Source organism: Aquimarina atlantica (assembly GCF_000626715.1).
Taxonomy (GTDB): Bacteria; Bacteroidota; Bacteroidia; order Flavobacteriales; family Flavobacteriaceae; genus Aquimarina; species Aquimarina atlantica.
Genome location: NZ_AQRA01000003.1, coordinates 286,303 through 311,421, shown reverse-complemented (window position 1 = coordinate 311,421; position 25,119 = coordinate 286,303). Strand labels below are relative to the sequence as shown.

Annotated in this window: 25 protein-coding genes and 1 riboswitch; of the genes, 12 read left to right on the top strand and 13 right to left on the bottom strand. The window is 32.4% G+C overall.

Features of this window, described 5'->3' with window-relative positions; all coding sequences use genetic code 11:
- Nucleotides 1-15 precede the first annotated feature (15 nt).
- The 3 genes from cysD to ATO12_RS07980 are packed head-to-tail and all read right to left on the bottom strand — an operon-like array spanning nt 16 to nt 1,922.
- Nucleotides 16-975, bottom strand: coding sequence for a sulfate adenylyltransferase subunit CysD (cysD, locus tag ATO12_RS07990; protein WP_051575685.1), 960 nt, complete (start codon nt 973-975; stop codon nt 16-18).
- A gap of 21 nt (nt 976-996) precedes the next feature.
- A complete protein-coding gene (locus ATO12_RS07985) occupies nt 997-1,623 on the bottom strand; it encodes a phosphoadenosine phosphosulfate reductase domain-containing protein (protein ID WP_034241059.1) in 627 nt (208 codons plus the stop codon).
- A 32-nt stretch (nt 1,624-1,655) separates the two neighbouring features.
- Nucleotides 1,656-1,922: a DUF2061 domain-containing protein gene (locus tag ATO12_RS07980; protein ID WP_081802001.1), complete on the bottom strand. Its 267-nt coding sequence runs from the start codon at nt 1,920-1,922 to the stop codon at nt 1,656-1,658.
- A gap of 325 nt (nt 1,923-2,247) precedes the next feature.
- Here ATO12_RS07980 and ATO12_RS07975 point away from each other — a divergent pair, with 325 nt between their 5' ends.
- The 3 genes from ATO12_RS07975 (at nt 2,248) to ATO12_RS25780 (ending at nt 3,420) form a co-directional block, all read left to right on the top strand.
- Nucleotides 2,248-2,790: a hypothetical protein gene (locus tag ATO12_RS07975; protein ID WP_034241057.1), complete on the top strand. Its 543-nt coding sequence runs from the start codon at nt 2,248-2,250 to the stop codon at nt 2,788-2,790.
- Nucleotides 2,791-3,029: 239 nt separating this feature from the next.
- Nucleotides 3,030-3,215 carry a hypothetical protein gene (locus tag ATO12_RS25785; RefSeq protein WP_131248794.1) on the top strand — a complete coding sequence of 62 codons (186 nt, stop codon included), beginning with the start codon at nt 3,030-3,032 and terminating at the stop codon, nt 3,213-3,215.
- Between the two features lie 13 nt (nt 3,216-3,228).
- On the top strand, nt 3,229-3,420 hold the full coding sequence (locus ATO12_RS25780) for a hypothetical protein (protein ID WP_131248793.1): 192 nt from the start codon (nt 3,229-3,231) through the stop codon (nt 3,418-3,420).
- 101 nt (nt 3,421-3,521) lie between these two features.
- Here ATO12_RS25780 and ATO12_RS07965 read toward each other — a convergent pair whose 3' ends face one another.
- From ATO12_RS07965 to ATO12_RS07945, 5 genes are all read right to left on the bottom strand, one after another.
- Nucleotides 3,522-4,700, bottom strand: a complete 1,179-nt coding sequence (locus tag ATO12_RS07965; protein ID WP_034241055.1) for a trans-sulfuration enzyme family protein — start codon at nt 4,698-4,700, stop codon at nt 3,522-3,524.
- Complete coding sequence (locus ATO12_RS07960; protein WP_034241053.1) at nt 4,697-5,122, bottom strand: OsmC family protein; 426 nt, start codon at nt 5,120-5,122, stop codon at nt 4,697-4,699. Before ATO12_RS07960 ends, ATO12_RS07965 begins: the two co-directional genes overlap by 4 nt.
- A 144-nt stretch (nt 5,123-5,266) precedes the next feature.
- Nucleotides 5,267-7,681 (bottom strand): bifunctional aspartate kinase/homoserine dehydrogenase I, encoded by a 2,415-nt coding sequence (thrA, locus tag ATO12_RS07955; protein WP_034241352.1) that lies wholly within the window; start codon nt 7,679-7,681, stop codon nt 5,267-5,269.
- 13 nt (nt 7,682-7,694) lie between these two features.
- Nucleotides 7,695-8,657 carry an alpha/beta fold hydrolase gene (locus tag ATO12_RS07950; protein ID WP_034241050.1) on the bottom strand — a complete coding sequence of 321 codons (963 nt, stop codon included), beginning with the start codon at nt 8,655-8,657 and terminating at the stop codon, nt 7,695-7,697.
- A gap of 83 nt (nt 8,658-8,740) precedes the next feature.
- Nucleotides 8,741-10,027 (bottom strand): O-acetylhomoserine aminocarboxypropyltransferase/cysteine synthase family protein, encoded by a 1,287-nt coding sequence (locus ATO12_RS07945; RefSeq protein ID WP_034241048.1) that lies wholly within the window; start codon nt 10,025-10,027, stop codon nt 8,741-8,743.
- 117 nt (nt 10,028-10,144) lie between these two features.
- A riboswitch (SAM riboswitch) is annotated at nt 10,145-10,253 on the bottom strand.
- A gap of 329 nt (nt 10,254-10,582) precedes the next feature.
- Here ATO12_RS07945 and metK point away from each other — a divergent pair.
- The 3 genes from metK to ATO12_RS07930 all read left to right on the top strand — a co-directional run bounded on the left by metK (nt 10,583) and on the right by ATO12_RS07930 (nt 13,280).
- Nucleotides 10,583-11,839, top strand: coding sequence for a methionine adenosyltransferase (gene metK / locus ATO12_RS07940; protein ID WP_034241046.1), 1,257 nt, complete (start codon nt 10,583-10,585; stop codon nt 11,837-11,839).
- Nucleotides 11,840-12,054: 215 nt separating this feature from the next.
- Entirely contained in the window at nt 12,055-12,420 is a 366-nt protein-coding gene (locus tag ATO12_RS07935) for a hypothetical protein (protein ID WP_034241045.1), read from the top strand.
- A 506-nt stretch (nt 12,421-12,926) separates the two neighbouring features.
- On the top strand, nt 12,927-13,280 hold the full coding sequence (locus tag ATO12_RS07930) for a hypothetical protein (RefSeq protein ID WP_131248792.1): 354 nt from the start codon (nt 12,927-12,929) through the stop codon (nt 13,278-13,280).
- 74 nt (nt 13,281-13,354) lie between these two features.
- Here the strand turns inward: ATO12_RS07930 and ATO12_RS07925 are convergent, their stop codons facing one another.
- Nucleotides 13,355-13,777, bottom strand: a complete 423-nt coding sequence (locus ATO12_RS07925; protein WP_034241038.1) for a DoxX family protein — start codon at nt 13,775-13,777, stop codon at nt 13,355-13,357.
- A gap of 182 nt (nt 13,778-13,959) precedes the next feature.
- Here ATO12_RS07925 and ATO12_RS07920 point away from each other — a divergent pair, with 182 nt between their 5' ends.
- Nucleotides 13,960-15,108, top strand: a complete 1,149-nt coding sequence (locus ATO12_RS07920; protein ID WP_034241029.1) for a hypothetical protein — start codon at nt 13,960-13,962, stop codon at nt 15,106-15,108.
- Nucleotides 15,109-15,295: 187 nt separating this feature from the next.
- Here the strand turns inward: ATO12_RS07920 and ATO12_RS07915 are convergent, their stop codons facing one another.
- Nucleotides 15,296-16,462 carry a heparan-alpha-glucosaminide N-acetyltransferase domain-containing protein gene (locus ATO12_RS07915; RefSeq protein ID WP_051575684.1) on the bottom strand — a complete coding sequence of 389 codons (1,167 nt, stop codon included), beginning with the start codon at nt 16,460-16,462 and terminating at the stop codon, nt 15,296-15,298.
- A gap of 211 nt (nt 16,463-16,673) precedes the next feature.
- On the opposite strand from ATO12_RS07915, the gene ATO12_RS07910 reads away from it, so the two are divergent.
- On the top strand, nt 16,674-17,015 hold the full coding sequence (locus tag ATO12_RS07910) for a hypothetical protein (protein ID WP_034241026.1): 342 nt from the start codon (nt 16,674-16,676) through the stop codon (nt 17,013-17,015).
- A 78-nt stretch (nt 17,016-17,093) separates the two neighbouring features.
- On the opposite strand, the gene ATO12_RS07905 is transcribed toward ATO12_RS07910, so the two are convergent.
- The 3 genes from ATO12_RS07905 to ATO12_RS07895 all read right to left on the bottom strand — a co-directional run bounded on the left by ATO12_RS07905 (nt 17,094) and on the right by ATO12_RS07895 (nt 21,344).
- A complete protein-coding gene (locus tag ATO12_RS07905) occupies nt 17,094-17,612 on the bottom strand; it encodes a DUF302 domain-containing protein (protein WP_051575683.1) in 519 nt (172 codons plus the stop codon).
- A gap of 51 nt (nt 17,613-17,663) precedes the next feature.
- Nucleotides 17,664-20,408, bottom strand: coding sequence for a carboxypeptidase-like regulatory domain-containing protein (locus tag ATO12_RS07900; protein WP_034241023.1), 2,745 nt, complete (start codon nt 20,406-20,408; stop codon nt 17,664-17,666).
- A 111-nt stretch (nt 20,409-20,519) separates the two neighbouring features.
- Nucleotides 20,520-21,344, bottom strand: a complete 825-nt coding sequence (locus ATO12_RS07895) for a GLPGLI family protein (RefSeq protein WP_034241021.1) — start codon at nt 21,342-21,344, stop codon at nt 20,520-20,522.
- A gap of 123 nt (nt 21,345-21,467) precedes the next feature.
- On the opposite strand from ATO12_RS07895, the gene ATO12_RS07890 reads away from it, so the two are divergent.
- The 4 genes from ATO12_RS07890 to ATO12_RS07875 all read left to right on the top strand — a co-directional run bounded on the left by ATO12_RS07890 (nt 21,468) and on the right by ATO12_RS07875 (nt 25,111).
- Nucleotides 21,468-22,979: a sensor histidine kinase gene (locus ATO12_RS07890; protein WP_034241019.1), complete on the top strand. Its 1,512-nt coding sequence runs from the start codon at nt 21,468-21,470 to the stop codon at nt 22,977-22,979.
- Nucleotides 22,972-23,652, top strand: coding sequence for a response regulator transcription factor (locus tag ATO12_RS07885; protein ID WP_034241016.1), 681 nt, complete (start codon nt 22,972-22,974; stop codon nt 23,650-23,652). The genes ATO12_RS07890 and ATO12_RS07885 overlap by 8 nt, the downstream gene beginning before the upstream one ends.
- A gap of 173 nt (nt 23,653-23,825) precedes the next feature.
- Nucleotides 23,826-24,440, top strand: a complete 615-nt coding sequence (locus ATO12_RS07880; RefSeq protein WP_024770627.1) for a deoxynucleoside kinase — start codon at nt 23,826-23,828, stop codon at nt 24,438-24,440.
- Nucleotides 24,441-24,454: 14 nt separating this feature from the next.
- Nucleotides 24,455-25,111 carry a DUF2461 domain-containing protein gene (locus ATO12_RS07875; protein ID WP_034241013.1) on the top strand — a complete coding sequence of 219 codons (657 nt, stop codon included), beginning with the start codon at nt 24,455-24,457 and terminating at the stop codon, nt 25,109-25,111.
- The last annotated feature ends 8 nt before the right edge of the window (nt 25,112-25,119 follow it).

Genomic DNA, 25,119 nt, shown 5'->3' with positions numbered 1-25,119 from the left:
AACCTGAAATTAATTTTAGAAATATCCTTGTTGTTTTCGTTTTTCCATCGCAGCTTCTGATCGTTTATCATCGATACGAGCTCCTCGTTCAGAAATTGTAGATTCTCTGATCTCTGATACTACTTTATCTATAGTGATTGCATCAGAAAGCACAGCTGCGGTACATGACATATCACCAACGGTTCTAAAACGTACCATTCTTTCTTCTACCACTTCATTATCTTCTCTATACACCACATCATCTTCTGCAGACCAAATCATCCCATCTCTCACAAATGTTTTACGGGTATGAGCAAAATATATAGACGGAATTTCGATTCCTTCTTTTTGGATATAACTCCATACATCTAATTCTGTCCAGTTGCTAATTGGAAACACTCTTACATTTTGGCCTAAATCAATTTTTCCGTTAAGGTGATCAAACAACTCAGGGCGTTGGTTTTTCTCATCCCATTGACCAAAATCATCTCTAACAGAGAATATACGTTCTTTAGCTCTGGCCTTTTCTTCATCTCTACGAGCTCCACCGATAGCTGCATCAAACTTAAATTCTTCCAGGGCATCCAAAAGTGTGGTAGTTTGTAAACTATTACGGCTAGCATATTTTCCTTTTTCTTCTATAACCTTACCTTGATCAATAGAATCCTGAACATTACGAACAATAAGTTCTACTCCTAATTCTTTAACTAATCGATCTCTAAATTCTATAGTTTCGGGAAAATTATGTCCCGTATCAATATGTAGTAAAGGGAAAGGAATTTTTCCGGGATAAAATGCTTTTTGAGCCAATCGAACTAAAGTAATAGAGTCTTTTCCTCCAGAAAAAAGTAATACTGGTTTTTCAAACTGTGCCACTACTTCTCTAAAAATATAAATTGCTTCACTCTCCAAAGGATTTACCTTAAGAACAGATGCTCCAGCCAGATTACCTGCTGTCCCTTCTAATTGTTCTATTTTCTTTTCTAGTATTTCCATTCTTATCTTTTTCGTAATTTATTAGTTAGTATGTAACCCACACTCTCTATTTTCCAACACTTTAGTTGGATCAAAATATTTAAATTCGTTAGGTAATTTGTGTTCTTCTAAATACACATCTAACTCTTCATCATTGTAATAGTAAAACGGGCTTACTTTTAAAATTCCATCTTTCCCCATACTTACAATATCCAGCGAATCTCTAAGTGCCGTTTGTCCTTTTCTAAGGTTTGTAAACCAAACATCGGGAGTAAAATCAGACATTGCTCTTCTAAATGGTTCTAATTTTACTTGTTCTGTAAAAATTTTGTGTTTGGGATCATCAATATCAGGAATCCCCATAGTTACATCCCTATGTGCTGTGGTCTGTTTAGGCACATATAATTTAATATTCAGCCCAAGCATATCAATAACCTCTTCTGCATGTCTGTAAGTGTTTGGTGTATTGTATCCAGAGTCACACCATATTACCGGAATATCGGATAATGCTTTTGAGCAAACATTAAGAATTGCGACCTCATATGGCCTAAAATTAGTAGTTACAACTGGAGTTTTCGCATTTAAAACCGCCCATTGTGCAATTTCTAAAGGTGTTTTATCCCTTAGAGATTTGTTTAAATTTTCTATTTCTTTTTCTGTTAAACTCATAGCCTACTATACTTATTTTTCTACTATAGCAATTATTTTCCCCATTTAATACGATTCCAAATTCTTTCGTGAAAAAAATACAGAATCATTTTTGTCACAAAATCAATAGATGCAATCGAAGTAGCTAGAGCAATCTCTCCTGTTAACACATAAGACACTATCAATGTATCTAATGTACCCACGACTCTCCAGCTTACTGCTTTTGCGATACTACGTATTGGTTTCTCAGAGGTTTTATCCTTCTGATACGTTGTTTTCTGCGTAGCCACTTTATCTAATATCATCTGATCTAAAATCATTTTTTTCTAAAACTCTATTACCCTATCGGAATAGTAGATTATTAAACAAATGTATATATAATATTTTGTTTATAGCATAAAAATCTCAAAAGTTCTTACATAAAATCATAAGAATTATGATATCTTCAACAAAAACCCTAGTAATTTAGTAGATTATTAGGTCAATCCCAGAATCATTAGATAATTTATTGAAGAACACCCTATTAAACTTTTACTAATTATCCTTAAAAATCACACAAAAAGAGACTTCCTCTAGAAAAAATGACAATATGTAAATTTCTAACTCGTTGATAAAAGTAATATTAACCCAAAATATATAATCGAAATGAAAAGATTTGCAATGTTTTTATGTTTAGCAAGTACCTTATTATTTGTTTCTTGTAACAACGATGATGATTCTCCAATTGAAATTGATCAATCCTTAATCCCTGGTGAGTGGAGTCTTTCGGATGTCAAATCTGAAAATGGAAAAGTTACTGCTACTATTGAAAACATACCTGTGAATGGTAGTTATTCTATATCGGGTAAAGATTATACTGCAGAAGCAACTTTTACAGAAGTTTCTGACACCGATAAACCCAATACTTTTACTAGCACTGGAGGGTTTACATTAGTAGCAAAAATAACTATCCCTACGCAGTCTATTGATTATGAAGAATCAATTCCTGATTTTATTGGAGCTGGAGAGTGGAAAATAGATGGAACTAAATTAATTACTACTGTTGCCGAAAAAGATGCGTCTTTTGATATTATCGCATTAACAGCACAAACTATGAGTATAAAAAAAGACATCAAAGAAACGGTCGAACAACAAGGAATTACTTTTGAAGTTACCGGAAGTCAAATTTTTACTTTGACAAAAAAATAAGGTTATAAGCTTCTTAATTCTTTGGATAAAAAAACTGAGAAATTTCTCAGTTTTTTTTATTTGCTCATTTTCCTAAAACCTGTTTTTATAATCAAAAATACATATCCCCCTGTTTACGGGGGGCTATATCCTATATTGAAATTTTAAATTTGAGAAACTAAATTATAGAATTACCTATTTAACCAATAGTACCCCAACACAAATATGTAATTCTATTCATTCTTAAAACAAATTACATTATGAAAAAAATTTTAAACTTAGGAGGAGTTTCCTTATTAAGTAAAAATGATCAAAGTCAAATTTTGGGTTCGCGCAGCGGGACTCCGTGTTTTCAAAACGGAAATCAGTGCTGTAGAGAAACCGGTAATGGAAGCCTATGTGGTGCAGGACAATGCCTACCAAATGGATATTGTGTGTATTCTTAAAACAAATTATATTATGAAAAAAATTTTAAATTTAGAAGGAGTTTCCTTATTAAGTAAAACCGAACAAAGTTCAATCTCTGGTTCGAGAGGAAGAGGTTTTGGTTGTTATCAAAATGGATATCAATGCTGTACCTGGAGAGGTGGAGTACGTTTATTTTGTGATGCAGGGACATGCATGTCGAACGGGCGTTGCCATTTTATATAACCGTAAAAATTAATTAATTTTCATCAAAAAATGCTCTGAAAATTGATTTTCAGAGCATTTTTCATTTTTTATATCAATACTGATAAGAAGTTTTATAGCTTCTATATTTTTTCTAACGCTTGTTCAATATCTGATATAACATCATCAATATGCTCTAACCCCACAGAACAACGTACCATTCCATCTGTAATCCCAACAACAAGCTTATCTTCATCAGCTAACTTGCTATGTGTTGTTGAAGCAGGATGCGTAATTATGGTTCTGGTATCACCAAGGTTAGCAGATAGAGAACACATTTGTACACTATTAAAAAAAGTTTTACCTCCTTGTACCCCTCCTTTTACTTCAAAAGCAACAACATTACCTCCCATTTTCATTTGCTTTTTAGCAACTTCATATTGTGGGTGAGATTTCAAGAATGGATATTTCACCCAGTTTATTTTAGGATGTGATTCTAAAAACTCTGCTAGCTTTAGCGCATTCTCACAGTGACGGTCTACCCGAACTGCCAAGGTTTCTAAACTTTTAGACAATATCCATGCATTAAAAGGTGACAGTGATGGACCCGTATTACGCGAAAAAAGGTAAATTTCTCTTATCAGTTCTTTTTTACCAACAGTCACTCCTCCCAGAACTCTTCCCTGACCATCAATTAATTTAGTTGCAGAATGAATTACTAAATCTGCACCAAACTTAATTGGATTTTGCAAATAAGGGGTCGCAAAACAATTATCAATAACCAAAAGCAGGTTGTGTTCTTTTGCGATCGCACCCAACAATTCTAAATCTAAAACATCTACTCCTGGATTTGTTGGGGATTCGGCATATATAATTTTTGTATTGGGCAGGATCAAACTTTCTATTTTATCCACCTCATCTACTCTAAAATAACTAGTTTCGATATTCCATTTTGGTAAATATTTGGTAAATAAAGTATGGGTAGAACCAAATACAGATCGAGCCGAAATAATATGATCGCCAGCATCTAATAACGCAGCAAATGTAGAAAACACGGCTGCCATACCGGTCGCAAATGCATACCCATCTTCTGCTCCTTCTAATTTGCAAATCTTATCTACAAATTCTGTTGTATTAGGATTGCTAAAACGGCTATATAGATTTCGTTCTTTTTCTTCTGCAAAAGAGGCTCTCATCTCTTCGGCATCTTCAAAAACAAAGCCCGAAGTTAAATACATCGGTGTAGAATGCTCTAAAAACTGTGTTTTATCAGTTTGCGTTCTTACCGCTTGTGTTTCAAAATTTAAACTTTTAAGACTCATACTTCTTTATTATTAACCACTACCTTGTACTCTATTGTAGCCGTAGGTTCTAATGTTTTGGATACCGAACAATATTTCTCAAATGACAATTCTGCCGCCCTCTGTGCTTTTTCTGAAGTAATATCCCCTTCGAGATAAACGGTCACTGTAATTTTTTTAAATGGTTTTGCTCCATCAATTTCTTCGCGAGCACCATCTACTTCTGCTCTATAGTCTGTAATTTCCTGTCGTTGTTTCTTCAAAATAGAAATTATATCAATTGCACTACATCCAGCTACTCCCATCAATACATATTCCATTGGGCTTGGTGCCTGATCATGTCCTCCAACTTTGGCAGTACTATCTATATAGGTTACATGCCCTCTTTCATTTTTTAACTCGAAATGATAATCGTTGTCTATTCTTTTTAGTTGTATTTTCATTGTATATTGTTTTGGGCGTTCCCCTAATTAATTAGAGGTCGGGCTTTCAGCTATACCTTTTATAATCTAAAAGCCTTTCGATACTATTCTAGGCTAACAGGATTATAAAAGGATGTCGCTTCAATCCCTAACGCAATTATTATTTCATCCTTTTTCTGCTAATCGTAAGACATCTCCAAATACTCCTCTTGCTGTTACGGCTGCTCCGGCGCCAGCTCCCTGAATTACGATAGGTTGATCGCCATAAGATTCTGTATAAATCTCGAATATAGAGTCGGAACCTTTTACCTGCCCTAACGCACTACTTTGAGGTACCGAAACTAATTTAACATCCAAATTTCCTTTCTCTTGTGACAAATCACCCCAAAGATCACCAATATATCGCAATACATGATCAGGTTTTTGCTCTTCTTTAACTTTTTTATAAACAACATCCAGCTCTTTTAACCTTCCTAAAAATTCTTTTGCTTCTCCAGCTCTTAGTTCTTCAGGAATTAGATTATGAATATTAATATCTTCAAATTCGTTACTTAAATCCAATTCTCTTGCCAGAATTAATAATTTTCGGCCTACATCATTACCACAGAGGTCTTCTCTAGGATCAGGCTCGGTAAATCCTTTATCAATTGCTTCTTGTAACACTTCACTAAACGGTCGTTCTTCTACAGAAAAAGTATTAAACAAATAACTTAATGATCCAGAGAAAACTCCTTTGATTCGGGTTATATTCTCTCCCGACAAATGCAATAATTTAATTGTATCAATTAATGGCAATCCAGCCCCTACATTAGTTTCGTACAGGTATTGTTTTTGATTTTCATCTAGTTTAGCCCTTAATTTCTTATAAAAATCGAAACTTAATGTATTGGCTACTTTATTAGAAGAAACTAAATCAAAACCATGTTCTACCAAATTGATATAATTTTCTGTAAACCCCTGGCTGGCTGTATTATCAATAGCTATCAGATTTTCTAAATGATGATCATCTGCAAATCGAATCACATCTTCTACTGTATAAGTAATTCCTTTTTCGCCGATAGCATTTTTCCAGTTTTGCGCTACCCCGTTTTTATTTAAGAGCACTTTTCTAGAATTTGCTACTGCAAAAATATTGAGGTTGATCTTTTTTCGTTTTTCGATCTGTTCTGAAGATTTTAAGATTTGATCTATCAACGTGCCTCCTACTAATCCATGGCCAAATATGGCTATATTGATTTTTTTAGAAATTTCGAAAATCTCACCATGAATCACATTTAAAGCACGATGTAATTGTTCTTTTCGCACTACCAAACTCACATTCTTTCCTGTAACTGTATTATTAAACAATAATGGAATTACCTGATTCTTAATCAGTGCATTATATGGCTTATGAAATGTACTTAGATCCTGACCAATAATAGAAATCACAGAGACATCTTTTTCTATCGAAATACCACTAACATCACGTTTATAAAAATCTGATTCGAATTCTTGCTCTAATATAGATTTAGCTTCTTTTGCTTTATCGGCTTCGACAACAAAACCTATCCCTCGTTCTGATGAACCTTGTGAAATAATACTAACACTAATGTTTTTATGAGCCAGTGCCTTAAATATTCTTGCATCTACTCCTACTTTTCCCAAAAGCCCTCTTCCTTCGAGATTGACTAGAGCCACATTCTCTAAAACAGAAAGAGATTTGATTCCTTTTTCACTTGCTTCTGATGTAATTAAAGTTCCTTTATTTTTATGATCAAAAGTATTTAAAATCCTAAGCGGGATATTCTTTTCTATTAATGGGATTATTGTTTTTGCATGTAAAATATTAGCTCCAAAATATGCTAATTCATTAGCTTCTGTAAATGATAGTTTTTCAATTTTTATAGCATCAGGAACTAAGTCTGGGTTTGCCGTATAGATCCCGTTTACATGAGTAAAACTTTGTAATTCTTCTGCTTCTAGATAATTTGCTAGCAATGATGCTGTATAATTACTTCCGTTTCTTCCTAAAGTAGTCGTTTCATTTTTGGTATTAGATGCTATAAAACCTGTGACTATATTTACTGTAGCCCCATTATATGTTTGAAAATGATTAATTACATTTTCTTTGGATAGCTTATCGAGAGGCTGGGCATCTCCAAATTGGGCATCTGTGATGATAAGAGTTCTACTATCGGTAAAATTAGCTTTGATGTTTTTCTCTTTAAGGATTTGCGTTACCAATTTGGCCGAAATAACTTCGCCTTGTGATAGTACTTGATCTTTTATTCTCTTACTATAATCGCCTAAAAGTGAGACTCCTTCAAAAAGTTTATCTAATGTTTCGAATTCCTGAGTAAAATCGGCATTATTAAAATCTGCAATTTGATACTTTTTAAGTGCTTCTAGCTGTGATTGGTATTTTTTTCCTTTAACGGCTTTTTCAAGAATTTCTTCAAGCTCATCGGTTGTATTACCACGAGCAGAAAGGACAACGGTAATCTTTTCACCATTTTTAACCTTATCTTCAATTATATCTATCACTGCATGAATTCCTTTTCCGTTCGCAAGTGATTTTCCTCCAAATTTTAAAACTTTCATTTTTTCTTTTTCTTTAAAACACATCTTTCAATAATGCATTCAATTGTTCAAATTCTATTAAAAAGGCATCATGACCATGAACCGAGTTAATTATTTTGTGAGTAACATTTTGTTTTACTCTTTTCAGCTTTTTAAATGTAGCCCTATCTTCTTCCGCTGTAAAAAATATATCAGAATCTACACTGATGATATGAATATTGGATTGGATTGATGCGACTACTTCATCAAAATCTCCTCGTCCTTTGGTTATATCGATATTTGCCAGGATATGATTTAGTTCCTTGTAGGCAGAAAGTGCAAATCTACCGTCTAGTTTTTCTCCGTGATACAACAACCAACTTTCTATATTATACATGTCTTTTTCATCATTATAAGTACGGTTAAATTTTTGCTTAAATGATTCTGGTGATCTATAGATCAACATAGCATGTAATCTGGCATCATGAACAGGGTCTTTAGAATTCAATAAAATCTGTTCTTGTACCAAACAATTGGCTTTTAACCAATCTGTAGATTTCCAATCTGTAGCTACTGGGATTAAATGGGTAATCAAACTGGGATTAAGAGCTGCTAATTCCCATGCAATACCACCACCAACAGATCCTCCGATTACAGCATGTAGCTTATCAATTTTCAATAGTTTTAGCCCTTCAGAGAAAATTGCTGCAATATCTCGTGCATTAAATATTTTATACTCTTCAATTAAGTTTTCTTCTTTTCCATCATATCCATTTCCAGGGATATTAAAAGACAGAACGGTATATCTATTGGTATCAATGCACTTATCTTTCCCTATCAGGCCATTCCACCAACCATGCTCTCCACATACAGCAGAATTGCCAGTAAGAGCATGGTTAACTAAAACAATTGGTGCCGTATAAAGGGGTTTCCCAAATACTTCGTATGTGAGATGAATCTGATCAATAGATCTTCCCTTTATCGTAGTGTAGTTTAAGATGTCTAATTCTTGAAGCATTATTTATAATTTCTTTGAGGTCATTTTGATACTCCCTCATTATTATAAATCCTTTTAAAAAAGGATACCGATTTTTGGGTCTATTAGATTTTGACTTTTACTTTATTAAAAGCTTCTTTTAAATCTTCTTTTAAATCTTCAATATCTTCGAGTCCAACCGATAACCGTATCAAGTCCTGAGTTACTCCGGTAGATTCTTGCTGCTCAGCGTCTAGTTGTTGGTGCGTGGTACTGGCAGGGTGTATGATTAAAGATTTAGAATCTCCTATATTCGCCAGCAATGAGAAGATTTTGGTTTCATCTGCTACTGTTTTAGCCGAGTCAAAACCACCTTTTACCCCAAAAGTGACGATTCCGCTTTGCCCTTTTGGCAAGTATTCTTTAGCTAGTTCATGGTATGTATCATTTTGGAGTCCCGGATATTTTACCCAACTTACCTCTTCTTGATTTTCTAACCATTTAGCAAGTTGTAATGCATTTTCGCTATGTTTTTTTATTCTAATTTCTAAGGTTTCTAAACCTTGCAAAATCTGAAATGCATTAAATGGGCTTAGTGCAGCTCCATGATCCCGTAATCCTTCTATTCTTGCTTTTGCTATAAACGCTGCTGGTCCTAATACATCGTGATATACTAGTCCGTGATATCCTGGTGAAGGTTCTGTAAATTCAGGAAACTTACCACTAGACCAATCAAAAGTCCCTGCATCGATAATTGCTCCTCCCAAAGATGTACCATTACCACTAATATATTTTGTAAGGGAATGAATTACAATATTAGCGCCATACTCAATAGGGTTAAGTAATGCTGGTGTGGCTACTGTGTTATCGACTATTAGAGGAACTTTATAGGTTTTGGCTTCAGACGAAATTGCTTTTAAGTCTAAAACATCCAGCTTCGGGTTTCCTAATGATTCTACAAAAAATGCACGTGTATTCTCTTGTACAGCATCTTTAAAATTATTTGGATTTGAAGGATCTACAAAAGTTGTTGTAATACCAAATCTAGGTAATGTAACATTTAGCAAGTTGTATGTCCCACCATACAAACTACTCGATGCTACTATGTGATCACCTGTTTTTAATAAGGTTAGCAAAGTTGTATTGATTGCTGCCGTACCCGATGACGTTACTACTGCTGCAATACCTCCTTCTAATGCTGCAAGGCGTTGCTCCAGGATATCATTTGTTGGATTATTTAACCTTGTATAAATAAATCCTGTTTCTGATAAATTAAATAGATTGGCAGCATGATCAGCATTGTTAAAAACATACGATGTTGTTTGATAAATGGGCACTGCTCTTGTTCCACCATTGGCAGACACATCATGGCCTGCATGCAAAGCTCCTGTTGCAAATTTTTGTGTACTCATAATTTTCTATTTTAAATTTTAAACAAAATTCAAATACATCAAACACTTGATTTATAGTGTATGTAAATAGAAAATTAAAAAGAAAGGAAAAACAATTACTGAAATGATAATTGTATCGAGTTATCTTCTCCCGATTAATCGGGATAGAATTTAGCACCTTCTTTAATAAATCAAAGGGTTGCTAAGGTTTCACAGGGTCTATTCCCTCCACCTTTCTTAATAACTTACTAATATGTATAAGAAACTTCGGGGACAAATCTAGTAATTATTTTTTAATCAAATCATTTTCTTTCGAAAATTATTTTAATAAAATTGCCCTCTTAAAAATAATCTTCAATAAAGAAAATTAATGATACGTTAAATGCTTTTAAGTATTATCATTTTTTTTACCTTTGCCAAAATATTTTCGGGGAAAGATTTGACTGATTGCAACCCAAATACTGAAATAATTTTTGTTACAGTATAAAAAATGCTAAAGCAGTTCGATTTAAGATGTTCTGTCGAAAGCTTCACATTGCAATTACGTCTAAGTATTTTCTCATAAAACAATAAAGAATGGCATATTTATTTACTTCAGAAAGTGTATCTGAAGGACACCCGGATAAAGTAGCAGATCAGATAAGTGATGCATTATTAGATAACTTTTTAGCTTTTGATGCTGACTCTAAAGTAGCCTGCGAAACGCTTGTAACTACCGGTCAGGTAGTACTCGCCGGAGAAGTAAAATCAAAAACATATCTCGATGTACAACATATAGCAAGAGATGTCATCAATACAATTGGTTACACTAAAGGTGCATACCAATTTAGTGGTGATTCTTGTGGAGTAATCTCTCTTATTCATGAACAATCACAAGATATAAATCAAGGGGTTGATCGTGAAAATAAAGAAGAGCAAGGTGCTGGTGACCAAGGAATGATGTTTGGGTATGCTACCAAAGAAACTGCTAATTACATGCCTTTGGCTCTTGATATTTCTCATAAAATATTAATTGAATTGGCCAAGCTAAGACGTGAAGGTATAGAAATCCCTTATTTGCGTCCTGATTCTAAAAGTCAGGTAACTATCGAATATAGTGATGATAATGTACCTCAACGTATTGTTGCGATTGTAGTTTCTACACAGCATGATGATTTTGATAGCAATGATGATGTAATGCTAAATAAAATAAAAAGTGATATCATTTCTATTTTAATGCCTAGAGTAATTGCTCAATTACCCGATTATGTTCAACAATTATTTAATGATCAGATCACTTATCACATTAACCCAACCGGAAAATTTGTGATTGGAGGTCCTCATGGAGATACCGGTCTTACCGGAAGAAAAATTATAGTCGACACCTATGGTGGTAAAGGTGCTCACGGTGGAGGTGCTTTTTCGGGTAAAGATCCAAGTAAAGTAGATCGTTCTGCTGCATATGCATCGAGACATATTGCTAAAAATCTTGTAGCTGCAGGAGTAGCGAATGAAGTATTAGTACAGGTATCTTATGCAATTGGTGTTGTCGAACCTACCTCTATTTTTGTAGATACTTACGGAAGTAGCTCTCTTGGATTAACCGATGGTGAAATTGCAGAAACAGTAGGAAAAATCTTTGATATGCGTCCGGCTGCTATCGAAAAACGTCTTAAACTACGTAATCCTATTTACCAGGAAACAGCTGCTTATGGCCATATGGGTAAAGAACCTCAAACCATTACTAAGGTTTTTGAAAGTCCATATTCTGGTAAAATCGAAAAGGAAGTAGAGCTATTTACCTGGGAGAAACTTGACTATGTAGAAGCTGTTAAAAAAGCTTTTAATATCTAGTTTTTATCCGGTTTTATAGTTATTCGTCGAAAAATTAGGTGAAGCCCTGAAAAAATGAGGTTTTACCGTATTACGAAATCAAGTATTATCATTACATTTATCCCGTTAATATAATGAGGTACATGAACATATCTATTTTGGAGGGAAAATAATTTCGATATGTTTTTTATAGTTTTAGTGTACCACTATTAATTGATACATTTAAATTTAGGGAAATGAAATTAAAATTTGCATTACAAATCGCTTTTTTATTAGTGTTTGGTATGTCTTTTGGCCAGGATTTTGAAAATGATCTGACTTCTGTAAAGTCTATTGATAATCAAATTCAGGAGGAGCAATATCGCACCGATGAAATTGCTATGACAGATCGTTTGGTGATACATGCTCCTATAAAAATGAAGGATAAGGATTTTTATAGTAAAAAAGAGTGGCGAAAAATTAAAAAACAACTCAAAAAAAATAAAAGAAGAGCTTCTAATGCAAAACATAGTATCTATGCTTCAAAGGTTATGGATACTGTATATGTAAATATTCCAGCTTATAATATAGGTAGTGGTCAATCTCGCTTATCGGGATGGTAGACTTATAAAATTAGGCCTAAAATATGCTAAAAGAAAATAACTTATTTCACTTTAATTAATTTAATAGTTATTTCTTTTTTGTCCAGCATTTGACGTTTTTCACCATTTTGTGAAATAAAAAACAGGCTGATTTTCTTGAAAAAAGCATTATTTTCAAGAAAATCAGTTTTTTTATTCGATATTTCAAAATAGCTTTTATCCCTTATTATCACTTGATTACCTCACTATTTTATGTTTTTTTACAAGGAAAAAATAAAATATTTTTTTGATTAATATTTAGAAAAAAATACGAGTAATCATAGTACCTCTCAGTGCCTTTTAGGGGAAAAATCCCTGTACTATATTGCGGTTTTTCCGTAGCCAGAATTGAATTAGTATAACTATCTTAGTAACTGAAGATCAAGTATTTATTTAATACCTAGATCATAAAAACTAATCTTATTTAAACCTATATAAATAACTTCAATTTTATACTTATGATGACTAACCCCCCAAAATCTAAAAAAATGAAAATAAAAATTGCTATGACTACAGTACTATTACTATGTATATCGTATTCATCGATAGGGCAAAGCAATACAACTGATTTCAAATCTATTACGATTACCAATAATACGTTACAAAAACACAATCTCTCTTACACTGCTAATTCGGTAGAGGCGAATAAAAATGTAGCTGAGCAATCAAAAAATACTACTATTTATAGTGAAAAGAAGTGGAAAAAAATAAGAAAGCAAATCGAAAAGAATAAAAAAAGAGCTTCTAAATACAAAAGTAGTGTTTATGCTTCAAAAAAAATAGATACTATATACTTAGACATTCCCAACAACAGCGGAAAATCTCGCTTATCGGGATGGTAAAAAATAAAAACCCGCTCAATGAGCGGGTTTTTTATTTTCGAAATGCACTACCATTCCTTATTTTGTTTTTAGCTTCATTGCTGCATTTTTAGATAATAATCTACAGAATGTTTCCCCGAACCGTAGAACAAGAAAAATACACATAATAACAAAATTATACTGGCAATAACAAGGTTTGCCACATTCATCTCTCCCACAAAATTGATAAGAACGGCCCCAACTAATAATGGAAGCTGTGCTGTAACCGACCATCGAGTAAGCAATCCAAAAGAAATAAGTAAACCTCCTATTAAATGTGCCGGAGCTACATAATGAATTATGATCATAGCACCTGCAAGATTCTGAACAGGCTTAATAAGATCTACCAGAATCTGGCTATTACTAATAAAATTTATTCCTTTTATAAATAAGAAAACTCCTAATGCAATTCTTAACAAATCTAACGGATAATACGTATGTGCATTAGCCCATTTGTTTAATGATTTTATTGTTGGCATGACAAAATGAGTATTGATTAGACCATTATAAGATACTGATTATTAGAGTAATAAAAAAATATGAAATGAATTCTTTTTTAGAAGAAACCTTTCACTGAAAACAGGGTAATTCTTTTTGGTATAACGCTATAGTTTCGCCATAAAATATAACATATAATATTAACATAAAACATCTTAAAAGTATGACTACAATCAAAAAAATAGCAACGCTATCCATAGCATTAACTACTGTTTTTTTTACTTCTTGTGAGAAAGAAGAGTTTCAAGAGGATTCTATTGAAAAATCTATATTAGAACCAACACCCATAGCTTTTGATAAACTAGAAAGTAAAACAAGATCAGTATCAACATTAGCACAAGTAAAATCAGAAACTATAATTACTTGGGCAGCTATTGATGGGTATTATTATGAAAAAACAGGAAATACCATATATGGAAATCCCAATACTGGAGATACTGAAAAATATAATCTTCAACATGAAGGTATTAATTTTACATACATATCGAGTGTTTCTAGTGGTCGATATATTGCCTTGCCAAATTCAGGAATCAATTCCTTAAGAACTTCCTATGTATATAATTTTACAAAACAATCCTGGGTAGCTGACAAAAAGTTTAGATATTCAATACAAAAATCTGATGATGATTTTAGAATATATTACAGCAATATCGATGAAGATAGAATTAGATTTGGTTGGTATATCGGTTCATCATCAACATATGCTGATTATAGATATGACATTTTTGTAGATGGAGTAAAAATTAAAGAAAATCATACTTTTTCTGCTGCTGGACATTACTTTAGCATTAATTCTTTAAAAGAAAACACTACTTATTCTATAAAAATTGTAGCAAAAGATCAAGGTAATGAAGCTAAATTAAAGATCAAGAACTTTTCTGTAAAAACCCCTAAAAAGATTTTAATATCGGATTTTGATTTTAAAGTAAGTAATATTACAAAACGTAGCGTAACTCTTTCTTGGACAATCCCGGACATTACTCATTCTTCGGCAGCAGTTGAAAAATTTTCATTATCTCTTGCATCCAATAGATTAGGCGCATTTTTAGGAAACACTGTTGGTATAGATACAGAGGTGATCATTAATTTTACATTTAATGAGAGTGGAGAAATCACTGGATTTATTTCCCCTGAGACCGTTGGTCATGGTTCTTCTACCCCAGGTTATACTCAGGTTTTTTCTAAACCAATACCAAAATCAACACTATTAACTATGAATGTAACCGCTATAGTTCCTAGCAATAATCCAGACGAACCATATTATACAGAATATAAGAGGGTTAAAGCAGAACCGATTCAGCTATTACAATAGTAACTTATATAAATATACGCTATAATAAAAGTAAAAAAACCTCGAATTGTAAAAGATACAATTCGAGGTTTTTTAATAAAGAGTACAATTACACTCCTGACAAGAACGCTAAACTCAAAATCTAGTAACGAAGCTGAATTACATGTCTCGAAGTACTGCTATACAGCTCATTGAAACTATCTCTATACTATCGCCTTATATATCTAATGTTTCGATATGTACGAATAATAGTATTTTTAAATAAGACAAAAGCTTCGGGTAAGATAGTTTTCTTAAGCATATACTGTGTTTTAAACTTCAGTTCTTCTTCATATTTATAATAATACAAAACTGTTGCACATATAACAATTACAAACAATAATGCTCCTATAAATATTTGTCCCGGCGTTAAACTGTGATAAAAAAACCGACTAAGCCCCAGCCCGAACCAACTTCCGTAAAGGACAAAAAAGTGAACTATATAGATTGATAGTGTTCTCCCTCCTATTTTGGTTATCATTTGATTTGTAAAATAGTTTTTCATCAAAATAAATACAGAAAAAAGGATACATACATTTCCTAATCTTATAAATAAAAAATTGTTATACGCTACTGATTTAAAAATACCAATATCTGTTACACTATACATAATCATTAGTGTAGCTGAAGAATAAAACACTAATAATACACCTACAAATAAAAGCAAGATAATGGCATAAGGGTAAAACATTTTTTGTTTTCCGTATTTTAAAAACAGGCTAGCCATAAAACTACCAATACACACATATCCAAACCAGGGCAATAATGTAAAAATAGAACCATTTCTATTTGTAAAATAATTTGCAACTGTTTGCGGCAAAAACTCTAGTATACAACTACCATACATGGGCTGGAGAAGAAAAATAACCACGCCAATACCTAATACTACATTTTGAAACCAGGTTTCATTAATTCGACACAAAACAAGATAGATTCCTATTAATAGTAACAATGATGTGCCTATACATTGTAATACGTCTACATAGAAAAACGAAGGATTTACTCTTCCTGTAAAAACTTCATAAAAGCTTAATCTCAATAAATATCCCCAAAAAATAACTTTAACTGCACGCTTTACACCTTTTAAAACTCTTGGATTGTCTATTCCTTTTGTATTTTGTTTTAGTAGTAAATAGGTAAAAATAAAGCCAGTTATCGTAAAAAAGGTTGGAGCAGTCATACCCCTAAAATACTCCCAGGTCATGTATACAATATTATTTTTATCCCTATATACATCTCCTAAAAGAGAATGTACAAAATGTCCTTGAAGCATCATAAGGATTGCAAATGCCCGAATTGCATCAAGAAAATGCAATCGACTAGTACGTTTAGTCATTATTGTGGTTTGGTTAGGTTGCTCCCAAAAAACGAGTTTTCGGGCTGTCTTATTGCTTAAAAAAGCGCAAATCTAGGTAATTTTTATTGGTTTTTACATTGATTTTAAGGCATTTACTTTTCTAAACTCTAATACATGCAAGATTTCATATAAAGAAAGTTAGATTTTGGCACCTTTATTGGTATTTTTTAACAAACAAAAACCATACATTATGAAAACTGATACTTATACCAAATCTATAATCACAATTATCGCTATTTGTCTCGTTGTTATTGTAATACGAGATATAGATATTTTTCCAAAAGCGTATGCAAACAATACTCCTACAACAAACTATGGGTTAATCCCTATTAATGATGATGGATCAATAACGGTTAGACTAAGCAATACTGATGAGATCGATGTAAATATTAAAAACATTGATACTTATGATAAGCTTAAAATAGATCTTAACAGTATCAGTACACAGGACGAATTGAATATTAATATTGATGAAATAGGCGGAAGTTATGTCTCTAGTGGAGGTCCAATTAAGGTAAAACTACAAAATTAGCCTCCAGAAATGAATGATATGTATTCCTGAAGGCTTTTATATTGAATATTGGGCTAACTCAAGTATTGTAATAGATTATTATAGGCCTGTAGCTCCTTTTGAAAGATTATCCAAAGCTTTAGAAATGATTGTTAAGACATCCTCTTTACCCGTAATCTCATGGCGAAGTTTTAAAAATTCGGGATCATTGTATGAAACATTAACAACACCATTATCATCTTGCCAGATTAGAATCTTTTGAGGAAGATCTAGTCCTGTAATTTGAGAATTCTGCATTAAAGGAGTTCCTAATTTAGGATTACCAAACATAATTACTCGTGTGGGATTTAATGCTAAGTTTACAGATGCAGCATTAGCTTGATGGTCTAATTGCGCTATAATCTTCAGGTTAGGATTATTGGTAATGATTTCGATTAATGTATTATAAGTTTCTTCAAAGCTTTTAGAGCTTACTTTTGTGATTATGCCTTGCGTCTTGGTAATTTCCATCTCTTGTCGTGAATTCGTTTGTATATCCTTAGACGTTTTTTTTTCACTTTGATTACAAGATATCATCACTATCAAAAACAAAATCCCCAATACTTTATATGTAGCCATTACGTTTTTTTTTAGAGTACTTCTAATTGGTCGTAATCATCTACACTATAATTACAGATTATATTTGATACTTAAAATCCAATAACGAGGTTGTACTATATAACTCGAAGTGCTATTATATAGCTCATTAAAACTATCTTGATTAATACTCTTGGTATCCAGAATATTGGTTACAGACAGTTTATACTCCCATTTACTATTGGTTTTTTGATAAAATAAATCTGCATCCCAAAAACTATATTCATTTAGAGTCGTTTTTGTATTGCGATAATCATAATATCTGTACGATGATTTTATTAAAAAACCTTTGGCAAAAGACCAATCTAATCTTGCAAATGGCTGACTGATATAAAATGTATTTTTGGCTCCATTATTATCATAATCATTGACTGTAAGACTATATCCTAAATCAAAATTTGGTCCTTTTCTAAAATTGGTTGACCATTCTGTACTATACACTTGTGTAAAACTTATACTTTCGCTTGGGAGTGTATTTACGATATTATTAAAACTCGACCAACTTATATTTACTCTCAGGTTTCCTTTTATTTTTCCAAACGTACGAGTAACATCTCCATTAGCAGAAAGTATTTGATCTTCCATATTAGAATTAATCGGTGTATCTACCCTGTTTATTCCTGTAATCACACTAGTATTCTTAATAGGATTACGTCTGTTACTATACGATATCTGGGCAAAAATATTAGTGTAATTAAACATATTAAAATTGAAATAGTTTAATGAATAATTATCATATAATGAATTTTCGAGATTTCGGTTTCCCTGAAATAATGAATTGTAATTATTAAACACATACCCAGTCGCCAAACGATTAATATCGGTATACTCTGCGGTTATCGAGTAATTAAATCGTAGACTTTCATTTTGCCTTAATTGTGCTAAAACAAAAAGGTCTGGTAAAATCTGCCATTCATTCTGAGTAATTTCGGTTCCTAATTGCTGATCTTTTAAGCTATAATTATGCACACTCACCCCAGGATTAAATGTAAAAATCCCTTTAATAAACTTATAATGTAGACCAGCATATAGATCATTGAAATTGTATTTCACATCGTTATTAAACTCATTGGCTTCAAAGTTATTTTGATTTCCATTATCTAAAATCTGAAAAATATTAGAATCAAATCTTTGAGTACTTAGTGTGTTTCCGAAGGTGAAATTAAGGTTGCTTTTTTTGTTTAATACATAATAGTAATCCAGTTTTGCATCCAGCTTATTTGTTTTCACCTCTTTTTGTTGATTAATACTATAACTTTCAGATTCTTCTAATGGATCAAAAATATCAGTACCAGGGAGTAAGGGATTATTTATTTGTGTAAAAACGCCTCTAAAAGGGATTTCTGATCGTATTGCATTATAAAAAGGATCTTCATTTTGAAATAGGTGTTGTGCTTCTAATGAAAATATATGTTTTGCTCCTAATGTATAGTACGCATTCATATTTTGTTGAATCGAAAATGTAGAATTTTCAAGTTTTTCATTTATATCTTCAGAAACCGTTGATCTTATAGATCGAAAAATACCATCTTCTTTTTGCCTGGAAAATTTTCCGAAGATATCATAATCCATTCTAAAATTGCTGTTCGGCTTATAACTTGCACTTAATTTTAACAAGCCTAACTTACTTCGTTGCCGGGTGTTATCTATAGTTTCTTCTACAGTATTATCTGTAGGATCCAAAGTGCCATCGATATATACTCTTTGTGTATTAGTGATCAAGTCAATTCTGGTATCACTTGCGATTCCATAACCGCTAAGATCCAGTTTTTTATTAGCTGTAAGGCTAAAGTTTGCCGCACCAAATTTAGTATCCACTTCATTAGCTCTATTATTTTGCAATGTGGCAAAAGCAAGATCATCTGTAGAGATACTAAAAGTAGTACCCCCACGACCTAAATTTCTAAAACCTCCTGTGAAATTAAAATAGTCTCTCATCGTAAAAGGAACTTCGCCAATATCATTAATATCCGTAAGCACATTAATACTGTACTTTGGGCTATAATAAAACAGTTTAGGTTTTATGATATAACGTTCGGTCTCTCCTACTCCAGAACCTGCAGTTATATCACCAAACCAGAAGTTCTTTTTTCCTTCCTTTAATTTGATGTTAATAGCTACCTGATCTTGCGAATTGCGCAACCCACGCATCTGCCCTACATCTTCATAATTTCTAAGCACTTCAACCTTATCTAATGCATCAGCTGGGATATTTTCTGTTGCCAGTTTAGAATCTCCGTCAAAAAAGTCTTTTCCTTCTACCATTACCTTAGAAACGGTTTTACCTTCGACTTCAATTTCTCCATTTTCATTAACATCAACTCCTGGGAGTTTTTCTAACACATCTCCTAATTTCTTTTCTGTGCCATTTACAAAAGAATCTGTATTATACACTAAGGTATCTCCTTTTACTACCACTGGCATCTCATAAACGATTTCTACTTCGTCTAAACTGTTTTCTTTTGATCTCATTTCAAAATCTGAAATTACATCTTGGGTAGTTACTGTAATCGATTTTGTTTCTGCGGTAAGGCCGATAAAACTAACTTTTAGCAGATATGTTTCATTATTAGGAACTGAAATTTTATACTTACCCTGATCATTCGTGATGCCATAACTAGTCATAGTATTATCTGATTTCTTATACGCAATTACATTAGCCATTGCAATAGGATCACCTAATGAATCTTTAACAAAACCAGTGATTTGTACTTTTTGAGCAGTAGATGCCAGGGATATCCCCATAAGGAATACCAATAGTCCTAATTTTTTGTGCATTTTATAATGATTTTATCTATTTCTATAACCAGAGTTATAGAAACAGTAACTCGTGATGAAGAGTAGAGTTACTGCTTTTTAATTAGTATTATTTTAGGTTTGAATATGAATTTATCCTCCGATTCGTATTTCGAAATCTCCACTACCTCCTCGTGTATTCATTCTATCTCTCATTTCTTTCATTTTCTTTTCCATTATTTTTTCAAATTTTTCTTCTGTAACAACCTTACCTTTTGTTGGTTCTTTGATATCTGTTTTCTTTTTTGAATTCAATACCAATTTAGTACTCAGTATACTTTGATTCCCGTCATTGATTTCTAAAATCAAACCAGGAAGTCCCCAATAATTTTCGGGTCCATTAGAGATTGGTATTTCTGGTGTATACCATGCTGTAATTGTAATTTCTTCTTCTTCAGGCTCTCTCATTTCTTCATCACTATTGACACTGATTGTCATACTGCGCATACGTTGCCCCATTCGTTTTGCTGTTGCTTTATAACACGTATAGTTCCCTATTTTTTTTGTTTCATCTTCGAGCTTCCAGTCTAATTTTTCCAGCTTGTCTTTTACCAAAAATAGCTTTCCCATCATATCTTGTTTCCTGGCAAAGCGTTTTTCTTTAATGTTTTTATACAAAATATTAGATGCCCCCGATCCTGCAATTACAATCTGAACCCCAGAGGCTGGTTGTGGTGTTCCTAAACTTTCTTCCTCTTTGTATATTGATTCTGAAGTATTAAAATTTAATACATACTCTTTTTGAAATTGCTTTTTCAACATCTCCTGGAGTTGTTTTTGCATATCAGCATTCATTTTAGAGTCTTCCATATTAAGATCCACTTTTCTATTGGTTTTATATGTTACAACACCTTGAAAATCCTGGGCAAACAGGCTTTCAAACATAAACAGCGCTATCAATATTATAATTCGTACCATGATTAGATTTTTTTGATTAATACGCTACAAATATGAAAACTGAATCCTAACCAGAAGGTTAACCAATGTTAACGTGTGTTAACCGATTGGCTTTATATAAGATAAGAACCTTACTTTTGAAGTATGCAAAAGAATCGTTATAAGAGCATATTGTATTTTATTTCATCCGTTATTCTGGTTACCTTAGTGATTCAGATATACTGGAATTTCAAAAATTATCAGGCTTCTAAACAACAATTGGTTAATGAAGTACAGATTAGTTTAGACAATGCTGTTGATCAGTATTACGAAGAATTAGCAAAAAACCAAACTTTTAGCTTTATATCCAACCCGAAAAACTTAAATCATTTCTCGAATAAACAACTTGATAAAATTTTAAAACGAATTGATTCTACTCAAAAGCATTTTAGCAGATCTAATCTATCAGATTCTATCAAAACTTCAGAAATATCTTTCTATAGAAATAAAAATATTGATTCTACAAAACAATTTATAAAGGTTTTACAACTCTCTGATTCTATTGAGACCATGCTAAATATATCAGAGCATGATTCGATCACAGTTTCTACCAATACAAATCCGTTTGAAACCTTGACTTCTAAAATTGTTATTTCTATAAGTCAGGATAAAGTTAATCTCAATACAATAGATAGTTTATTAAAGGTTGAGCTGGTTCGAAAAAAAGTTTCTGCTGATTATACTTTAAAATACACCAATGGGTTAGAGCAATTACATAATAACAATACATGTGATACCTTAACAATTGATAAAAGCCAATTATACACTCAATCTAAATCTTCATATCTTCCTCCACATAGTTCTCTAAAGCTTTTTTTTACAAATACTACAATTACTATTCTGAAGAAAAACCTGCTTGGCATACTTTTGTCTTTTATATTAATGGCTGCCGTAATTGGTTGTTTATTGTACCTACTTCAAATCATTACCCATCAAAAACAACTGGCCGCACTTAAAAACGACTTAATAAGTAATATCACTCACGAATTTAAAACCCCTATTGCCACTATAAGTGCTGCTCTAGAAGGTATTCAAAATTTCAATCAGGAAAATGATCAGGAAAAGACAAAAAAGTATATCAAAATATCTTCGGGTCAATTAAACAAACTTAATACCATGGTCGAAAAAATTCTTGAAACGGCCACACTAGACAGCGATGAATTGCAGTTAAATCTGGAAGAAACGAATCTGACACCTCTGATTCATACTATTGCAGAAAAGCATAAGGTAAATTCACCCGAAAAAAACATAACCTTTATCAATTCTCATGAAAATATTTGGAGAAAAATAGATGTGTTTCACTTCGAAAATGCCATAAATAATATTGTTGACAATGCAATTAAATATGGAGGAAATACAGTGGGTATTAGTATTACAAATACAGATTTACATATTCTCATAGAAATTAGAGATAATGGAACAGGATTAACCAAAGCTCATAAAGAAAAAATATTCGAAAAATTCTATCGTGTACCCAAAGGAAATACGCATGATGTTAAAGGTTTTGGCATTGGTCTTTTTTATACCAAAACTATTATTGAAAAACATAAAGGAACCATACAATTATCATTAGATCAAGGGTTAACCAATTTCAAAATTACTTTACCCAATGGCTGAAACAATCGAAATACTACTTGCAGAAGATGAGCCTTCTCTAGGTCAAATTATTAAGGAGAGCCTGGAGACCAGAAGTTTTAAAGTTCATCTGGCCAAAAATGGCGAAGAAGCTTATGATATTTACAAATCTATACAGCCAAAACTCCTTGTTCTGGATGTTATGATGCCTAAAAAAGATGGTTTTACGCTCGCCAAAGAAATTCGACAAGAAGATAGTACCATTCCTATCATATTTCTTACCGCTAAGTCTCAAACACAAGATGTGGTAGAAGGATTTACTATTGGTGGTAATGATTACCTAAAAAAACCTTTTAGCATGGAAGAATTGATCGTAAGAATCAATAATTTATTGCATCGTATTACCTTACAACAGAGTGCAGAAATTATTAGTATTGGTGCCTATACTTTCGACTTTCCTAAGCAATTACTTACCCATAAAGAAGAAACATTACAACTTACACATAGAGAAGCTCATCTATTGTTTCATCTTATTAAAAACAAAAATCAAGTACTGGACCGTTCTATGATTCTTAAAAAACTTTGGGGTGATGATGACTTTTTTAGCGGTAGAAGTATGGATGTATTTATCACTAAACTTCGTAAAAAATTAAAGCAAGACGAATCTATTCAAATTATTAATGTAAGAGGATATGGATATAAACTAGTATGCTAAAATCAATTTTTATACGTTACTTAATTTTGATTAAACAAGCACTTAGGTTTTTAAAATATGCATCTTACCGAAATTCTTTTCTATCCTTTTTATGTTACTCATAAAATCCACTATATTTACGTCCAAACTTTAACGCACATTTTTACAAAACCCCTCAAGAAAAATAATCAACTATGCATATAGCAATAGCTGGAAATATCGGAGCCGGAAAAACTACATTGACCCGATTACTTGCTAAACATTATAAATGGGAAGCTCATTTTGAAGATGTATTAGAAAACCCTTATCTAGAGGATTTTTATAATAAGATGGAGCGTTGGTCTTTTAATCTTCAGATTTATTTCCTTAATAGTCGTTTTAGACAAATATTAGATATTCGTGAAAGCGGAAAAGATATTATCCAGGATAGAACGATTTATGAGGATGCATACATTTTTGCTCCAAACTTACATGCCATGGGGCTTATGACCAATCGTGATTTTGAAAACTACAGATCACTTTTTGACCTTATGGAAAATGTAGTAGAAGGTCCCGACTTACTAATTTATCTTAGAAGTAGTATTCCTAATCTTGTAAATCAAATTCATAAACGTGGACGTGAATATGAAAATACCATTAGTATTGATTATCTAAGCAGGCTTAATGAACGATATGAAGCCTGGGCGCATGATTATGATAAAGGCAACCTTCTTATTGTAGATGTAGACAATATCAATTTTGTAGACAATCCAGAGGATTTGGGCAATATTATAAATCGTATTGATGCCGAGTTAAACGGGTTATTCTAATTCTTTGGATCAAGATGGATTTTAATGCACTCTTTCAGTTTTTACAAGATTTACAAGCCAATAATCATAAAGAATGGATGGATGCGAATAGAAAACAGTATCAAACCATTCGCAATTCGTTTATACAATGGCTAGATGAATTGGATGGAAAATTGGCAGCAATAGACCCAAATTACTATCCTACTCCAGGCAAAAAAGGAATTAATCGTATTAATAATAATTTACTTTTTCATCCAAATAAACCAGTTTACAAAGATCATTTTGCAGCAGGACTAGATCAACGTACCAAACAAGGTGATTTTTATATTCAGATCGGAATTAACGAATGTGAATTAGCCGGTGGCTATTGGAGGCCAGAAAACAAGATGCTAAATAGTATTCGAGAAGCAATTGATTATAACGGTGAAGAGCTTGTAAAAATTTTAAACAAAAAAAGCTTTAAACAAACCTTTGGAGGGATGTACTTAGATAAAGACAAACTAAAAACTACTCCCAAAGGATACTCTTCTGATCATGAATATATTGATTTGCTACGTCATAGAACATTTGCCGTGATTCATCCTCTAACTCAAGAAGATATACTAAAAGATGATTTTATGGATAAGGTGATTGCTGTATATAAAGAAATGCTTCCGTTTAGGCGATATTTTAATCAGGCCGTTACCGTATAGTTAAAAGC

Excerpts from the sequence above, each read along its gene's own strand:
- ATO12_RS25785 (WP_131248794.1), top strand. The coding sequence starts at position 3,030 with ATGAAAAAAATTTTAAACTTAGGAGGAGTTTCCTTATTAAGTAAAAAT.
- thrA (WP_034241352.1), bottom strand. The coding sequence starts at position 7,681 with ATGAAAGTTTTAAAATTTGGAGGAAAATCACTTGCGAACGGAAAAGGA.
- ATO12_RS25780 (WP_131248793.1), top strand. The coding sequence starts at position 3,229 with ATGAAAAAAATTTTAAATTTAGAAGGAGTTTCCTTATTAAGTAAAACC.
- ATO12_RS07985 (WP_034241059.1), bottom strand. The coding sequence starts at position 1,623 with ATGAGTTTAACAGAAAAAGAAATAGAAAATTTAAACAAATCTCTAAGG.
- ATO12_RS07925 (WP_034241038.1), bottom strand. The coding sequence starts at position 13,777 with ATGCCAACAATAAAATCATTAAACAAATGGGCTAATGCACATACGTAT.
- ATO12_RS07880 (WP_024770627.1), top strand. The coding sequence starts at position 23,826 with ATGCATATAGCAATAGCTGGAAATATCGGAGCCGGAAAAACTACATTG.
- ATO12_RS07935 (WP_034241045.1), top strand. The coding sequence starts at position 12,055 with ATGAAATTAAAATTTGCATTACAAATCGCTTTTTTATTAGTGTTTGGT.
- ATO12_RS07965 (WP_034241055.1), bottom strand. The coding sequence starts at position 4,700 with ATGAGTCTTAAAAGTTTAAATTTTGAAACACAAGCGGTAAGAACGCAA.
- ATO12_RS07885 (WP_034241016.1), top strand. The coding sequence starts at position 22,972 with ATGGCTGAAACAATCGAAATACTACTTGCAGAAGATGAGCCTTCTCTA.
- ATO12_RS07915 (WP_051575684.1), bottom strand. The coding sequence starts at position 16,462 with ATGACTAAACGTACTAGTCGATTGCATTTTCTTGATGCAATTCGGGCA.
- cysD (WP_051575685.1), bottom strand. The coding sequence starts at position 975 with ATGGAAATACTAGAAAAGAAAATAGAACAATTAGAAGGGACAGCAGGT.
- ATO12_RS07960 (WP_034241053.1), bottom strand. The coding sequence starts at position 5,122 with ATGAAAATACAACTAAAAAGAATAGACAACGATTATCATTTCGAGTTA.
- ATO12_RS07910 (WP_034241026.1), top strand. The coding sequence starts at position 16,674 with ATGAAAACTGATACTTATACCAAATCTATAATCACAATTATCGCTATT.
- ATO12_RS07945 (WP_034241048.1), bottom strand. The coding sequence starts at position 10,027 with ATGAGTACACAAAAATTTGCAACAGGAGCTTTGCATGCAGGCCATGAT.
- ATO12_RS07920 (WP_034241029.1), top strand. The coding sequence starts at position 13,960 with ATGACTACAATCAAAAAAATAGCAACGCTATCCATAGCATTAACTACT.
- metK (WP_034241046.1), top strand. The coding sequence starts at position 10,583 with ATGGCATATTTATTTACTTCAGAAAGTGTATCTGAAGGACACCCGGAT.
- ATO12_RS07905 (WP_051575683.1), bottom strand. The coding sequence starts at position 17,612 with ATGGCTACATATAAAGTATTGGGGATTTTGTTTTTGATAGTGATGATA.
- ATO12_RS07875 (WP_034241013.1), top strand. The coding sequence starts at position 24,455 with ATGGATTTTAATGCACTCTTTCAGTTTTTACAAGATTTACAAGCCAAT.
- ATO12_RS07890 (WP_034241019.1), top strand. The coding sequence starts at position 21,468 with ATGCAAAAGAATCGTTATAAGAGCATATTGTATTTTATTTCATCCGTT.
- ATO12_RS07895 (WP_034241021.1), bottom strand. The coding sequence starts at position 21,344 with ATGGTACGAATTATAATATTGATAGCGCTGTTTATGTTTGAAAGCCTG.
- ATO12_RS07950 (WP_034241050.1), bottom strand. The coding sequence starts at position 8,657 with ATGCTTCAAGAATTAGACATCTTAAACTACACTACGATAAAGGGAAGA.
- ATO12_RS07980 (WP_081802001.1), bottom strand. The coding sequence starts at position 1,922 with ATGATTTTAGATCAGATGATATTAGATAAAGTGGCTACGCAGAAAACA.
- ATO12_RS07975 (WP_034241057.1), top strand. The coding sequence starts at position 2,248 with ATGAAAAGATTTGCAATGTTTTTATGTTTAGCAAGTACCTTATTATTT.
- ATO12_RS07900 (WP_034241023.1), bottom strand. The coding sequence starts at position 20,408 with ATGCACAAAAAATTAGGACTATTGGTATTCCTTATGGGGATATCCCTG.
- ATO12_RS07930 (WP_131248792.1), top strand. The coding sequence starts at position 12,927 with ATGAAAATAAAAATTGCTATGACTACAGTACTATTACTATGTATATCG.